Consider the following 15,233-nt stretch of genomic DNA (forward strand, 5'->3'; position numbering starts at 1 on the left):
CGTTCCCCTATTTTCTCTTTTATTTATTCGCCGTGGAACGGGAGAAAACCTTTATTTCAATTTATATAAATCATTACAAAAAATTCGACTATTTTCTACAAATGATGATACTTGACTTTCTCTTCATCATGAGACAACATCCAACGCTACACTGTGCAGCATAAAACGGCTGTTTCCTCTCCCGTCTAAAGGAGAGGCGCAGCTTTCCTGAATGCATCAAGACGTCTTGATCACCGCCAGCCATTCGATTCTCTTTTCGCCTCCGTCAAAACGACAGGCGCCCCCTCCGTTGGGGACGCCTGTTCCCGTTATTTTTTCAAATTGTAAAACGAGCGGATGCCTTGGTAAATGGCCGTGTGGCCGAGTTCATCTTCAATGCGGAGCAGCTGGTTGTATTTCGCGACGCGGTCGGTGCGCGACGGCGCGCCTGTTTTGATTTGGCCGGCGTTCGTGGCGACGGCGATGTCGGCGATCGTGCTGTCTTCCGTTTCGCCGGAGCGGTGCGAGACGACGGCGGTGTAGCCGGCGCGTTTCGCCATTTCGATGGCGTCAAACGTTTCGGTGAGCGTGCCGATTTGGTTCACTTTGATCAAAATCGAGTTGCCGACGCCTTTTTCAATGCCTTCGGCCAGTTTTTTCGTGTTTGTGACAAACAAGTCGTCGCCGACAAGCTGCACTTTTTTGCCGAGCCGCTCGGTCAGCAGTTTATGGCCTTCCCAGTCGTTTTCATCGAGCCCGTCTTCGATCGAGATGATCGGATATTTCGATACAAGCTCTTCATACCAAGCGACCATTTCTTCCGACGTTTTCACAACGCCTTCGCCTTCAAGATGATATTTGCCGTCTTCTTTGTTGTACAGCTCGGACGAGGCAACGTCCATGGCGAGCATCACTTGTTCGCCCGGTTTGTAGCCGGCTTTTTCGATCGCTTCGATGATCGTTTGCAGCGCTTCTTCGTTCGATTTCAAGTTCGGGGCGAAGCCGCCTTCATCGCCGACCGCGGTGTTGTAGCCTTTCGCTTTCAGCACCGCTTTTAAGCTGTGGAAAATTTCCGCCCCCATGCGCAGCGCTTCGCGGAAGCTTTCCGCCCCGACTGGCATGATCATAAATTCTTGAATGTCGACGTTGTTGTCCGCATGCGCGCCGCCGTTTAAAATGTTCATCATCGGCACCGGCAGCGTTTTGGCGTTAAAGCCGCCCAAGTATTGGTACAGCGGCAAACCGAGCTCGTCCGCCGCCGCGCGGGCCACGGCAAGCGAGACGCCCAAAATGGCGTTGGTGCCAAGCTTGCTTTTGTTTTCCGTGCCGTCTAGTTCAATCAACTTCCGGTCGATCGCCACTTGGTCAGTGACCTCGAGGCCGATGATTTCCGGCGCAATGATTTCATTCACGTTTTCGACCGCTTTTAACACCCCTTTGCCGAGGTAGCGGTTTTTATCGCCGTCGCGCAGTTCGACCGCTTCATATTCCCCGGTCGAGGCGCCGCTCGGCACCAGCGCGCGGCCGAAGCCGCCGTCTTCTGTGTACACTTCCACTTCTACGGTCGGGTTGCCGCGCGAATCGAGCACTTCACGAGCGTAGACATCGATAATGGCAGACATTAAAACACACTCCTTTTCGTATCGTTTTCTCAAGATCATCGTTATTTGACAATCAACGATTTCCCGGTCATTTCGTTCGGCTGCGGCAAACCGAGCAAATCAAGCATCGTCGGCGCCAAATCGCCTAAGATGCCGCCGTCTCTCAGCTTGATGCCTTTTTTCGTCACGATCACCGGCACCGGATTCGTTGTATGCGCCGTTTGCGGCTTGCCGTCCGGCGTCAGCACTTCATCGGCGTTGCCGTGGTCGGCGGTGATGATGGCGATGCCGCCTTTGGCCAAAATGGCGTCGACGACTTTGCCGAGGCATTCGTCCACGGCCTCCACCGCCTTGATCGTCGGCTCGAGCTTGCCGGAGTGGCCGACCATATCTGGGTTAGCGTAGTTCAAAATGATCGCATCGTACTTATCGGCTTCAATTTCCTTGAGGAGCGCATCGGTCACTTCATAGGCGCTCATTTCCGGCTTTAAGTCGTACGTCGCCACTTTCGGCGAGTTGATCAAAATCCGGTCTTCGCCTGGAAATTTCTCTTCGCGGCCGCCGCTGATGAAAAACGTCACGTGCGGGTATTTTTCGGTCTCGGCGATGCGCAGCTGGCGCAAACCGTGCTGCGACAGCACTTCCCCGAGCGTGTTGTCCAAGTTCGTCGGCTTGAACGCCACATACCCTTTCACCGTTTCGCTGAAATGGGTCAAGCAGACAAAGAACAAATGCTTCGGATGTTTCGGGCCGCGGTCAAACTCGCGGAAATCTTCGTTCGTAAACGTGTTTGAAATTTGAATCGCCCGGTCCGGGCGGAAATTATAGAAGATAATCGCGTCATTGTCTTGAATCGTCGCCACCGGCCGGCCGTCTTCGCGAACGATGACCGACGGCAGGACGAACTCGTCGTAAATGCCGTGTTGGTATGAGTCTTCGATGCATTCAAGTGGATCGCGGTACGTCGGGCCTTCGCCGTACACCATCGCCCGGTACGCCTTCTCGACGCGGTCCCACCGCTTGTCGCGGTCCATCGAGTAGTATCGGCCCGACAACGTCGCGATTTCGCCGACGCCGTACTCCTTGATTTTTTCCTGCAGTTCTTTAATGTATTGCGGCGCCGTTTGCGGGCCGACGTCGCGGCCGTCCAAAAAGCCGTGGATGTACACGCGCTTCACGCCTTCTTTCGCCGCTAAGCGCAAGAGGGCGTACAAATGGTGAATATGGCTGTGCACCCCGCCGTCGGACAGCAGACCAAACAAATGCAAGCTCGTTCCATGCTCTTTCACATGGTTCATCGCCGCCAAAAACGTTTCATTCCGGTCAAACTCGCCTTCGCGAATGGCGATGTTGACCCGCGTTAAGCTTTGGTACACAATGCGCCCGGCGCCGATGTTGAGATGGCCGACTTCCGAGTTGCCCATCTGCCCTTCCGGAAGCCCGACCGCCTCGCCGCATGCCTTGAGCGTTGTGTGCGGGTATTCGTTCCAATAGCGGTCAAAGTTCGGTTTGTTCGCCTGAGCGACCGCATTGCCGTACGTTTCGTCGCGCAGCGCAAACCCGTCCAAAATGATGAGCGCAACCGGTCGTTTACTCATGGCGCCCCGCCTCCACCAATTGCAAGAATGAAGCCGGCTCGAGGCTCGCCCCGCCGACTAAGGCGCCGTCGATCTGTTCTTGCGCCAAGAAGTCGCGGATGTTGTCCGGTTTGACGCTGCCGCCGTATTGGATGCGGATCGCTTCCGCCGCCTCCGGGCCAAACAGGCGCGAAACAACCGAACGGATATGGCCGCACACTTCGTTCGCATCTTCCGCCGTCGACGATTTGCCCGTGCCGATCGCCCAAATCGGCTCGTAAGCGATGACCGCTTGCTTCACTTGTTCCGGCGTCAAGCCGGCGAGCGCTTTTTCCACTTGCGAGGCGACAACGGCGTTCGTCTGCCCCGCTTCCCGCTCCTCAAGCGATTCGCCGCAGCAAACGATCGGCGTCAAGCCGCGGGTGAAAGCGGCCAATACTTTTTTGTTCACCGTCTCATCCGTTTCCGCAAACATCTGCCGGCGCTCCGAATGGCCGAGAATGACGTACGTCACGCCGAGGTCTTTCAGCATGACCGGGCTCACTTCGCCTGTGTACGCCCCTTGGTCGGCAAAGTGCATGTTTTGCGCCCCGATTTGCAAATCGGTGCCGTTTGTATTTTGCACCAACCGATCCAAAAACAAAAACGGCGCGCAAACAACGGAATCCACTTCGTCAGCCGGCGGCACGTGCCCTTTTACGTCCTCGACAAATTGAACCGCTTCCGCCAATGTTTTATGCATTTTCCAGTTGCCTGCAATGATGCGTTTTCTCATCGTTCACCCTTCCTTTCAATGGGCGGCGTCAGCCGCCATGCGCCAAATCCGGCGCCGTGGGTCATTTGTCTTCGAGCGCGACGACACCCGGCAGCTGTTTTCCTTCCATAAACTCAAGCGACGCGCCGCCGCCCGTGGAAATATGATCCATTTTGTCGGCCAAGCCGAATTTCTCAACCGCCGCCGCCGAATCCCCGCCGCCGATGACCGAATAGGTGTCGGGCGCTTCCGCCAATGCTTCAGCGATCGCTCTCGTCCCGTGCGCGAACGCGTCCATTTCAAAGACGCCCATCGGGCCGTTCCAGACAACGAGCTTCGACTCGCGAATGACATCGCGGTACAATTCGCGCGTTTTCGGGCCGATGTCAAGCGCCTCCCAATCGGCTGGAATCGCGTCAATCGGCACGACTTTCGTGTTGGCGTCGTTCGCAAACCGGTCGGCGACGACCACGTCCACCGGCATATAAAAACGGACGCCTTTTTCTTTTGCTTTTTCCATAAACGATTTCGCCAGTTCGATTTTATCTTCTTCAAGCAGCGACTTGCCGACATCATGCCCAAGCGCTTTGACGAACGTGTACGCCAGTCCGCCGCCGATGATCAAGTTGTCGACTTTTTCAAGCAAATTGTCGATGACGCCGATTTTGTCTTTCACTTTCGCACCGCCGATGATCGCTGTAAACGGGCGGTCCGGATTCGAGAGCGCTTTGCCGAGCACTTCGAGTTCTTTTTCCATCAAAAACCCGGCCACCGCAGGCAAGTAATGGGCGATGCCTTCCGTCGACGCATGAGCGCGGTGGGCGGCGCCGAACGCATCGTTGACATATAGATCCGCAAGCTCCGCAAACGCTTTGGCGAGCTCGAGATCATTTTTCTCTTCGCCCGGATAGAAGCGGACGTTCTCAAGCAAGAGCACATCGCCTTCGTTCAAACGGTCGACCGCCGCCTTCACCTCATCGCCGATCGCTTCATTCGTTTTCACGACCGGGCGTTCAAGCAGCTCGCCGAGCCGCTTGGCAACGGCATCCAAACGCAATTCTTCGACCACTTTTCCTTTCGGGCGGCCGAGGTGGCTCGCCAAAATGACTTTCGCCCCGTGCTCGATCAAATAGCGGATCGTCGGGAGTGCGGCGCGAATGCGTGTGTCATCAGTGATCGCGCCTTCTTCCATCGGCACGTTGAAATCAACGCGGCAGAAGACGCGCTTCCCTTTGACATCAACGTCGCGAACCGTCTTCTTGTTCATCGTTCCAGCCCCCTTCAACGATGGTGTTGGAAAAGGAAAAGGAGTGGGGATCATTTCCCCGCTCCCCTCCATTTTCCTATTATAGACTTGAACAGGCGGAAAACTCAATGCCGAGCCCGTCTTACAGCCCTTTCGACGCGATGTACGCCGCCAAGTCGACGACGCGGTGCGAATAGCCGGTTTCGTTGTCATACCACGAAACGACTTTCACCATTTTGCCCTCAATGACCATGGTCGAGAGCGCATCGATCGTCGACGAAGCCGGATTGCCGTTGTAGTCGCGCGAGACGAGCGGTTCTTCGCTGTAAGCCAAGATGCCTTTCAATTCGCCTTCGGCCGCCGCTTTCAATGCGGCATTCACCTCTTCGACCGTCACTTCTTTTTCCAGCTCCGCCACCAAGTCAACAACGGATACGTTCGGCGTCGGCACGCGCATCGCCATGCCGTTCAACTTTCCTTTCAATTCCGGCAAAACGAGCGCGACCGCTTTCGCCGCCCCGGTCGTCGTCGGAATGATCGATTCCGCGGCCGCGCGAGCCCGGCGCAAATCTTTGTGCGGCAAGTCCAAAATTTGTTGGTCGTTCGTGTACGAGTGAACGGTCGTCATCATGCCGCGGACGATGCCGAATTGTTCATGCAGCACTTTGGCAAACGGCGCCAAGCAGTTCGTCGTGCACGACGCGTTCGAGATAACATGGTGGCTTTTCGGGTCGTATTTGTCTTGGTTGACGCCCATGACGATCGTAATGTCTTCGTTTTTCGCCGGGGCGGAAATGATCACTTTTTTCGCGCCGGCTTCCAAATGCTTCGCCGCATCTTCGCGTTTCGTGAAGCGGCCGGTCGATTCGACGACGATGTCAACGCCGATTTCGCCCCACGCCAAGTTGGCCGGGTCGCGTTCCGCTTTGACGATGATTTCTTTGCCGTTGACGACCAAGTTGTTGCCGTTGACGGACACTTCGGCATCCAGCTGGCCGTGAACGGAGTCATACTTCAACAAATGCGCAAGCGTGTTGGCATCCGTTAAATCGTTCACCGCCACCACTTCAATGTTCGGATTTTTCAATGCCGCGCGGAACACATTGCGCCCAATGCGGCCAAATCCGTTGATCCCAACTTTTACTGTCATCGTGTTTTCCTCCTTAACTTTGCTGCTGAATAGTATCGGCAAGGGAAGTTATTCCCCTACTAACGCTTTGGCGGCACCTTCGTCGGTGACGAGCAGTGAATGCGGCGCCCGCTTCATATAGGCGCGAATGGCTTTCGCCTTCGATGCCCCTCCGGCGACGGCGATGACGTGTTCGACATGCGGGAGATGCTCAAGTTGAATGCCGACCGTTTTCACCTTATGGACGACATCGCCCTGCTCATTGAAATAATAGCCGAACGCCTCGGCGACGGCATGGCGGGCGATGATGTTTTCCATCTCCGAAGGCGGCGTCCGCCGCCGTTTCGCCATCGTCACCGCTTCCCCGATGCCATGGACGACCATGCGGCACGATTGGATGAGCTCCAGCACTTCCTTCACGGCTGGCTCTTCGACGAGCGACGCATACGCTTCGTCGCTCAGCTGGTCGGGCACATGGAGAAGCCGATAACGACCGGCTGCTTTTTCCGCCATTTTGGCGCAAATCGTGTTCGCCTGGTTCTCGACATCTTCGCCAAGGCCGCCGCGCGCTGGAACGAACAGCACACCGCTCAGCTGTGGGTCCGGCGTCATCATCTCCGCGACCGCCGCCATCGTCGTCCCACCGGCCACCGCGACAACGTCCCCCGGCTGAAGCCGCTCTTTCATGCGGGCGACGCACGCTCTTCCCATTTCTTTTTTTACCCAAGGAAACCGGTCGCTATCCCCGGCAACGACGACGACGCGCCCGACACGGAGCCGTTCTTTGAGCGCCGCTTCCAATTCCTTGAGCCCAAGCGCTTCCCGCATCAAATCGTGGAGCGTATACAGCAGCGCTTGGCCTTCTTCCGTCAGCCTCATGCCCGATACATCGGCGGAAAGCAAGTTTTGCCCTTTCAAAAACTCTGTTTCCGACCGCAGCACCCGCTCGCTCATGCCAAGGCTGGCAGCCAGCACCCGCCGCCCGACCGGCGCCATAAGCGAAATGGAGTGCAAAATCTCGTACCGTTTTTGCATAACGTCAAGCAAGTCGGGCGATAATTTTTTTAATGCCTCTACTAACGGTTGCATCGATCCTTCCCCTTAGCAGAACATAGGGACGTTTTTTGTCCCAGTATGACATATTATGTCCCGCCAATCGATAAAAAATTCCTCCCGCGCCATTTTCATTATAGCAGGAGGAATTGAGCCGTTCAACTGTTTCGCACTTGCCGCAACCGCTTTCTCACCATTTCTTTTTCAATCATCCCATACCCGATTTCTTCCCCGTCAAGCTCGACGACCGGAATCATCAACTGATATTTCTCGAGAAGCGCGTCGTCTTCATAAATATCGATCTCTTCCATCGTAAACCGATAGTCTGCCTGCAGCTCCGTCAAAACCGCTTTCGCTTTGTCGCAAAGCGGACAGTTCGTCTTCGTGTACAACCGGATGTGCATCGCGTTCTTCCTTTCTTTCACCGGTCGCATCAAGCTCCGGTGTATTGCTTTCGTTTCGCCGAAGAAGGAATGCGCAGCTGCTCGCGGTATTTGGCGACCGTGCGGCGGGAAATGGCGATGCCGTAGCGGCCATGAAGCAAATTGGCCAGCTGTTGGTCAGAAAGCGGCGCCTGTCGGTCTTCCGCCGCGATCAGCTCTTGGATGATCGCTTTCACTTGAGCGGAGGAAGCCGCCTCGATCGTTTCCTTGGCCGTCGCGGCGTTCGAAAAGAAGCGGCGCAGCTCGATCGTGCCAAACGGCGTTTGCACATATTTATGACGCACCGCACGGCTTACCGTCGATTCATGGACGCCGAGCTCCTCGGCCACCTCGCGCATCGTCATCGGTTTAAGCGCCGCAAGACCGAACTCCAAACACGGACGCTGGCGCTCGACAATGACCGCCATGAGCCGAAGAAGCGTCTGTTTTCGCTGCTCTAGGCTTTTTGCAAGCCATGTAAACTGCCGATATTTTTCTTTGATAAACTGTTCGGCATGCCGATCGCTCGATGCGGCGATGCGCCGCTCGTACTCCCGATTCCATCCGAGCTCCGGATGGATGTCATCGTTGTAGGCGACAATCCAGTCTCCATCCCCTTTGCGGGTGACGATGACATCCGGCACGACCAAAGGCGGGGTTTCGCTCGAATAGTGAATGCCCGGCCGTGGCTCGAGTGAACGAATAAGCTCGAAGACGCGCTGCAGTTCGCCAAGGCTGACGCCAAGCTGTTTGGAGAGCGTTTTCCACGATTTTTCCGCAAAAGGAATAAAATGATCACGAACGATCGTTTCCGCCAGCTCGTCGCGCTCCGGAAGACGTTCCAGCTGCAAAAGAAGGCATTCCGCCAAATCGCGGGCGCCGACTCCCGGCGGGTCAAGCGACTGCACAAGGCGCAACCCCCATTCCATTTCTTGGATCGATGTGGAAAACCGCTCCGCCAGCTCGGCAAGCGGCACGCGCAAATAGCCATCCTCATCGAGCGAGGCAATGAGATAACGGACGATGCGCTCTTCCCGATCACCGAGCTTTAACGCAGGCAGCTGAGAAAGCAAATGGCCAACAAGCGTCTCTGCGCGGGCGCCAATGTTCTCGAGCCATTGCTTTTGGTCTCTTTCTGTCCGGCTTGGCCGTTGCCGCACCCGGGTGCGGCGAATTTCCAAAAACGGGTTTTCCAGCGACTGTTCATATAAAAACGCTTCCAAATCCACTGCAGAATATTGCAACAGTTCAATCGCCTGCACAAGTTCCTTTGTCAGCGACAACTGCAGCCGCTGCTCTTGCCATAACTCCGCCCTCATCGTCACGCCTCCCTTTCTTTTATTGTACACGACGGGAGCGGGAGGGGGTAGGAGAAATTTTTGACGGCGGAAAGCGGCCTTGTCGACCGCCCGAACCGGCGCCTGTTCAGACGAAAAAACCCAATGCCCCGCCCGAGCCCTTGATTTGGGAACCCTCTCGAGGAAAGCGGCGCGTCCGCTGCTGATCTAAAAGAAAAACAGCCTCCTAGGCGGCTGTTTTGCCTCGGCAGGATTATAACCATATACCAAGTATATGTTTTTTAACCTAAGGGTCTTTATTCCTTCCCATTTCCTCCTCACCGCCCCGCGCACTCGTTTATACGTATCGCGCCGGACCCCATGATCTCCATCCAGTCGCCCCAGGTCATTCCGTCCTTTTTCTTCATGTGGTTTAGCTTTTGTTATCGTTCAATACCTCGTGCAACTTCTACACGTGTATCACCTCACCTAAATAAAAAACGCCGCCCAATCGGGTGACGCAACGGAAGGAGGATTCGGTTTGCACCTTTCACTTATTAGTGGCATTTACACGACAAAAAACAAAAAACTGTAGTCTGGATGAAGAAAGAGCGCTTCCAGATACTCCGTGGCGCCATACGCTTTGTCTGCGGACAAGGTCCGAATCGTGATCGACGGTTGGCGAAACCGAATCGAAGCCAGCTGCTCCAAACTCGTTTCCCGTTCCGCCATATTGTCACTACTCTGCAAACGTACTCGCATATTTTAGATGAGATGGAACAAAAAGAATCCCGGCAGGTCGATCTCGCGATGGCGGAACTGGATCGTACCAAATAGCCGTGCAAAATTCGTGCAAAATTTTTTCGGATTCTATCGTTTTTTTCGGGATTCCCCAAAAATGAAAAACGACCGCAAACGCGGTCGTATCAAGGAGTCTAGGAATTCCGATCCGAACAGGTCGGATACAAGTAGCGCCCTCGGCAGGATTCGAACCCACGCTAAGAGAACCGGAATCTCTCGTGCTATCCACTACACTACGAGGGCATATCGTTTCATTATTTCTCTATTTCGTTCCGTCGCATGTTCTATTATAGCAGGATCGCGCAAAAATGCAAGAGGAAAAATGCCATCAAAAGCAGGAAAAATTGCACCTTTGTTCCTTCCCCCATCAACGGGGCAACAGGTTAAAAAAACGAAAAAGCGGTTATGATGAAAAAAGGGATGTTTGCCGCCAGCCGCGAATATGTTATAAAGGATGGAGAAGGTCGTTTTGTTTGACCTTCATTGACCATTCGTGTATGATGAAGGCGTACATATTGATCCATTAGGATGGAAAAGGAGGCGTTTTTGATGTATTTGATTCCGACTGTCATTGAACAGACGAACCGCGGGGAGCGGGCGTACGACATTTATTCGCGCTTATTGAAAGACCGAATCGTGTTCCTTGGCAGCCCGATCGACGACCAAGTGGCCAACTCGATCGTGTCGCAGCTGCTGTTTTTGGCGGCGGAAGACCCGGACAAAGATATTTCCTTGTACATCAACAGCCCGGGCGGCTCGATCACAGCTGGCCTGGCGATTTACGACACGATGCAGTTCATCAAACCGGACGTATCGACGATTTGCATCGGCATGGCCGCTTCCATGGGGGCGTTTTTGCTTGCCGCCGGTGCGAAAGGGAAACGGTTCGCGCTTCCAAACAGTGAAATCATGATCCACCAACCGCTCGGCGGCGCCCAAGGGCAAGCAACGGAAATCGAAATCGCAGCGAAGCGCATTTTGTTCTTGCGCGACAAATTGAACCGCATTTTATCGGAAAACACCGGCCAACCGATCGAAGTGATCGAGCGCGATACGGATCGCGACAACTTTATGACCGCGCAAAAAGCAATGGAATACGGCATCATTGACCGCGTGCTGACGCGCGCTGATGAAAAATAAGGCATGCACACGTTGGCAGAACCGCTATAGAGCTGCGCCTGCACCGACATTGACGAAAAAAGGCTGCTTCCGTCCAAAACGGAGCAGCCTTTTCCATTCCTTTCCCCGCCAGCCCCACATGCTGCTTTACTTTTCCTTTTGCACATAGGCGGCGAGCTTTTCGATCGCTTCTTGCTCATCCGGACCGTCGGCAATGAGCGTGATCACCGCTCCATGGCCGACAGCAAGGCTCATCAAGCCCATAATGCTTTTCGCGTTGACCCGTTTTCCGTCTTTTTCCAAAAACACATCAGCGGAAAAACGGTTCGCTTCTTGGACGAACAACGCCGCCGGGCGCGCCTGCAGCCCGGTTTTTAATTTCACTTCCACTTGTTTTTCCACCATTCTCCATCTCCCCTTTACAGCGATTTATGGAAATCGACCGGCTTTCCAGCCCGCAGCCGCTCCGCGATCTCATCAATTTTGCGCAGCCGGTGGTTGATGCCGGATTTGCTGATTTTTCCACCGGCAACCATCTCCCGAGCTCTTTCAGCGTCACGTCTTGATGCTCGATGCGAAGTTTCGCGATTTCCCGCAGCTTGGCCGGCAGTGAATCAAGGCCGATCGTCTCGTCGATGTAGCGGATGTTCTCCACCTGGCGAAGCGCAGCGCCGATCGTTTTGTTCAAATTGGCGGTTTCGCAATTGACAAGCCGGTTGACCGAGTTGCGCATATCGCGGACGATGCGAATGTCCTCAAAGCGGAGCAGCGCTTGATGGGCGCCGATGATGTTCAAAAACTCGGCGATTTTTTCCGCCTCTTTTAAATACGTAATAAACCCCTTTTTCCGTTCCAACGTTTTCGCATTTAAAAAAAAAGTGGCTGTTCATCAATTCGCATAACGCCCGGTTATGCTCCTCATACAGCGAAAAAATCTCCAAATGGTAAGACGACGTCTCCGGGTTGTTGACCGAACCGCCAGCCAAAAACGCGCCGCGCAAATACGAGCGCTTGCAGCATTTTTTCTTGACGAGCTCCGGGGAAATGTCATGGATGAGCGAAAAATCGCCGTTGACAATGTGAAGTTCACGAAGCAAAGAGGCCGCACCGTCGGTCACGCGGACGATGTAGACGTTGTTTTTTTTTCAAGCGCATTTTCTTGCGGACAAACAGCTCGACGGCGACATCGTAGCCCTTTTTCAATAACGTATAAATGCGCCGAGCGATCGCCGCATTTTCCGTCTGGACATCGATGGCCATTCGCCCGCCGGAAAACGACAGTGAACCGTTCATGCGCAAAAGCGCCGACAGCTCCGCGCGCAAGCAGCAAGGCTTCACCTCTAAATGGGTCAATTCCTTTTTCGTTTCCGATGCAAAAGACACGATCGCTCCACCTCCATTCGTTCCCCGCATCCGGCCGGTTGGAGGTGCCTGACTTTCGGCGCGGCCACCGGGAGCATCACCGCCCATAATGGCGCTTTGCGGCCTACTCGGGTCCCGCCTTTAACGGTGAGGGAGAAGCCCGAGAAGAAGGGCGGCGACTTTCGCCGTATTATGGCGAATGACCCCATCCTCGTACGTGACAATATCGTCGCGGATGACTTGCAACGAAAGCCCGCTGCTGTCGTCACGCACCGGCTCGGCCCGCTCCGCCTCGTAGCGGCGGCGGATCGCTTCCGGGATCGCTCCGCTGTTGATGATCACCGCGTCCAAAAACGGGCCGCCAAGATGAGCATGAAGCGCCTCCACATGGTCGCTCACCGTATAGTGCGGCGTCTCGCCGGCCTGAGTCATAATGTTGCATATATAGACTTTTTTCGCTTTCGCCTTGCATACTTCCTGCCCGATTTTCGGCACGAGCAAATTCGGCAAGATGCTCGTGTATAGGCTCCCCGGCCCGATGACAATCAAATCGGCGCGGCGGATGGCATCAACCGTCTCCGGTAGCGGCTCAATGTCTTCCGGCGTTAAAAACACCCTCTTAATTTTTTTTTCCCGCACTCGGGATTTTTGACTCGCCAGAGACAATGGAACCATCTTCCATCTCCGCGTGCAATACGACGCTCTTGTTCGCCGCCGGCAGAACCTGGCCGCGCACGTTCAACACTTTGCTCATCTCACGGATGGCTTTCACAAAGTCGCCGGTGATCGATGTGAGCGCCGCCAAAATCAAATTGCCGAGCGAATGGCCGGATAAGCCGTTGCCGTTTTGAAAACGGTGCTGGAACAGCTCGACAATGAGCGGTTCGACGTCAGACAGCGCGGCCAATACGTTGCGGACATCCCCGGGCGGCGGAATGTGCAGTTCATCCCGCAGCCGCCCGGAACTTCCGCCGTCATCGGCGACCGTGACAATGGCGGTCAAATCCAATTCATGCTGCTTCAGCCCCCTCAGCAGCACGGGAAGCCCGGTGCCGCCGCCGATGACGACCAGTTTCGCTGCTCGTTCGTTCCTCATCGGTGTATGTCCTTTCTCCTCTCCATGTCCCGGTGCGAGACAACCGTTTTATAGTCGGCCGAAAAATGGCGGGCGATATATTCTGCGAGCGCCACCGAACGGTGCTGGCCGCCCGTGCAGCCGATGGCGATCACCAGCTGGCTTTTTCCTTCTCGCTGGTAATACGGCAACATAAACGACAACAAATCAATGAGCTTTTCCAAAAACTTTTGCGTTTCCCCCCACTTGAGCACGTAGGACGATACGTCATCGTCCAACCCGGTTTTCGGCCGCATATGTTCAATGTAATGCGGGTTCGGCAAAAAGCGGACGTCAAACACCAAATCCGCATCAATCGGAATGCCGTACTTAAACCCAAACGACATGACGTTGATGGTAAACCCGGATTGAGCATGCGATGAGAACTGGCGGATGATTTTCTCCCGCAGCTCGCGCGGCTTGAGCCCCGTCGTATCGTAAATGATCTGCGCCCGTCCTTTCAGTTCTTCGAGCAGCTTCCGCTCCAAACGGATTCCTTCAAGCGGGGGCTCGTTCGGCGCAAGCGGATGCGTCCGCCGCGTTTCTTTGTAGCGGGCCACCAATGTCGAATCTTGGGCGTCCAAAAACAACACCTGGGGGACGACCCATGCCTGCTCAGCCAACTCATCGAGCGCAGCGAACAAATGATCGAAAAAGTCGCGGCTGCGCAAATCCATGACAAGGGCGACTTTGTTCATTTTATTCCCGGACTCTTTGACGAGCTCCAAAAATTTCGGCAGCAGCGTCGGCGGCAAGTTGTCAATACAAAAAAAGCCGAGGTCTTCGAAGCTTTGAATCGCCACCGTCTTTCCCGCGCCGGACATGCCGGTGATGATGACGAGCTGAATCGGCTGCAGCGCCCCATTTTGCCCCATTGTCGTCTCTCCTCTCCATCAACTCGGATCCAATCGATACGAAAGCAGTTCAAACTCCTCTGTATACACAAACACCCCGTACATAACCCCTTTGCCTTTCAAGGCGTAGTCCAAAATATGATAGTCGCCAGGGGCCATCGGCAGCGTCGAAAGCGTCTCCACCTGATGCCAAGCAAGCGTCCCTTCTTCGGAAGACGGCACGTTTTCGCCAATGAAGTCGTCGGCGAAAAACGTAAACATCATCCACTCCGACACTGTTTCATTCCCATTTTTCATCACGATCGTAAAGACGCCTTTCAGCTCTGGATTTTTCAAATAAATGCCCGTCTCTTCCCGGTATTCACGAATGCATGCTTCGCGCACCGTCTCGCCGGGCTCCATTTTCCCGCCCGGAGCGACCCACCAGCCGCGCCTCGGCTTTTGCAACAGCAGCACTTGGCCGTCTTTATATAATACGCAGTTTGTCACCCGTTGCAATTCGTTCACCCCAACCATCCGCAAACACGCACATAATCATCTTTATTTTACCATAAATAGTTAGGCCGCTCCACCTTCAAACCGCTGGAAACCGTCCGCTTCCCGTCTTCAAAAACCTCGGGGCCCAACATTCCGCTTCCAGCCGAAAGACGCCATCCCCGCCGTTTCAAGCGAAACGGCAGGATGCAAGCGCCCGGCAAAAAAAGAGACGCGGACAAACGCCCGCGCCAAAAAGGATCTATATAAAAGGGGGTCAATTACTTACTTATAGCATACGACAAATGTGTTGCGCCCGTGTTACATCTGGGTTAAATAACCATTACGATTTGATTGCGATTTGGTTACCGGATCAGCTGACCCCTTGCTTATGGAGCTTTTCTTTCAGTTCCTCAACGTAATGCTGGGCGCTTTGCGCGGCGATGCTGCCGTCGCCGGTAGCCGTCACGA

Annotated in this window: 13 protein-coding genes, 1 tRNA gene and 2 pseudogenes; 1 reads left to right on the forward strand and 15 read right to left on the reverse strand. The window is 54.7% G+C overall.

The features are described from left to right. Nucleotides 1-308: 308 nt before the first annotated feature. The 10 genes from eno to I656_RS02585 all read right to left on the reverse strand — a co-directional run bounded on the left by eno (nt 309) and on the right by I656_RS02585 (nt 10,082). Nucleotides 309-1,601, reverse strand: coding sequence for a phosphopyruvate hydratase (gene eno / locus I656_RS02630; protein WP_033006437.1), 1,293 nt, complete (start codon nt 1,599-1,601; stop codon nt 309-311). Nucleotides 1,602-1,642: 41 nt separating this feature from the next. Continuing rightward, nucleotides 1,643-3,178 carry a 2,3-bisphosphoglycerate-independent phosphoglycerate mutase gene (gene gpmI, locus I656_RS02625; RefSeq protein WP_020756338.1) on the reverse strand — a complete coding sequence of 512 codons (1,536 nt, stop codon included), beginning with the start codon at nt 3,176-3,178 and terminating at the stop codon, nt 1,643-1,645. Continuing rightward, a complete protein-coding gene (tpiA, locus tag I656_RS02620; RefSeq protein ID WP_020756339.1) occupies nt 3,171-3,932 on the reverse strand; it encodes a triose-phosphate isomerase in 762 nt (253 codons plus the stop codon). The genes gpmI and tpiA overlap by 8 nt, the downstream gene beginning before the upstream one ends. A 61-nt stretch (nt 3,933-3,993) precedes the next feature. After that, a complete protein-coding gene (gene pgk / locus I656_RS02615; RefSeq protein WP_033006439.1) occupies nt 3,994-5,178 on the reverse strand; it encodes a phosphoglycerate kinase in 1,185 nt (394 codons plus the stop codon). 121 nt (nt 5,179-5,299) lie between these two features. Then, nucleotides 5,300-6,307, reverse strand: a complete 1,008-nt coding sequence (gene gap / locus I656_RS02610; RefSeq protein WP_033006441.1) for a type I glyceraldehyde-3-phosphate dehydrogenase — start codon at nt 6,305-6,307, stop codon at nt 5,300-5,302. Between the two features lie 48 nt (nt 6,308-6,355). After that, entirely contained in the window at nt 6,356-7,375 is a 1,020-nt protein-coding gene (locus I656_RS02605; protein WP_020756342.1) for a sugar-binding transcriptional regulator, read from the reverse strand. Between the two features lie 122 nt (nt 7,376-7,497). Then, nucleotides 7,498-7,743, reverse strand: coding sequence for a glutaredoxin family protein (locus tag I656_RS02600; RefSeq protein WP_033006443.1), 246 nt, complete (start codon nt 7,741-7,743; stop codon nt 7,498-7,500). A 29-nt stretch (nt 7,744-7,772) separates the two neighbouring features. Beyond that, entirely contained in the window at nt 7,773-9,080 is a 1,308-nt protein-coding gene (rpoN, locus tag I656_RS02595) for an RNA polymerase factor sigma-54 (RefSeq protein WP_033006444.1), read from the reverse strand. A gap of 525 nt (nt 9,081-9,605) precedes the next feature. Then, a complete protein-coding gene (locus I656_RS18775) occupies nt 9,606-9,770 on the reverse strand; it encodes a hypothetical protein (protein ID WP_015375785.1) in 165 nt (54 codons plus the stop codon). Nucleotides 9,771-10,010: 240 nt separating this feature from the next. Then, nucleotides 10,011-10,082, reverse strand: a tRNA-Arg gene (locus I656_RS02585). A 306-nt stretch (nt 10,083-10,388) separates the two neighbouring features. Here I656_RS02585 and clpP point away from each other — a divergent pair. Then, on the forward strand, nt 10,389-10,979 hold the full coding sequence (gene clpP / locus I656_RS02580) for an ATP-dependent Clp endopeptidase proteolytic subunit ClpP (RefSeq protein WP_011232532.1): 591 nt from the start codon (nt 10,389-10,391) through the stop codon (nt 10,977-10,979). Between the two features lie 126 nt (nt 10,980-11,105). On the opposite strand, the gene I656_RS02575 is transcribed toward clpP, so the two are convergent. From I656_RS02575 to I656_RS02565, 5 genes and pseudogenes are all read right to left on the reverse strand, one after another. Beyond that, complete coding sequence (locus I656_RS02575; RefSeq protein WP_015375787.1) at nt 11,106-11,363, reverse strand: HPr family phosphocarrier protein; 258 nt, start codon at nt 11,361-11,363, stop codon at nt 11,106-11,108. Between the two features lie 14 nt (nt 11,364-11,377). Then, nucleotides 11,378-12,341, reverse strand: a pseudogene (gene whiA / locus I656_RS19950) (DNA-binding protein WhiA). A 120-nt stretch (nt 12,342-12,461) separates the two neighbouring features. Beyond that, nucleotides 12,462-13,416 (reverse strand): annotated as a pseudogene (yvcK, locus tag I656_RS0116550) (uridine diphosphate-N-acetylglucosamine-binding protein YvcK). Then, nucleotides 13,413-14,309 (reverse strand): RNase adapter RapZ, encoded by an 897-nt coding sequence (rapZ, locus tag I656_RS02570; protein ID WP_013146374.1) that lies wholly within the window; start codon nt 14,307-14,309, stop codon nt 13,413-13,415. The pseudogene yvcK and the gene rapZ overlap by 4 nt, the downstream one beginning before the upstream one ends. A gap of 18 nt (nt 14,310-14,327) precedes the next feature. Next, nucleotides 14,328-14,804: an 8-oxo-dGTP diphosphatase gene (locus I656_RS02565; RefSeq protein WP_014196721.1), complete on the reverse strand. Its 477-nt coding sequence runs from the start codon at nt 14,802-14,804 to the stop codon at nt 14,328-14,330. Between the last annotated feature and the right edge of the window lie 429 nt (nt 14,805-15,233).

Origin of the sequence: Geobacillus sp. WSUCF1 (assembly GCF_000422025.1) — a bacterium.
In the GTDB taxonomy this organism is placed as follows: Bacteria; Bacillota; Bacilli; order Bacillales; family Anoxybacillaceae; genus Geobacillus; species Geobacillus zalihae.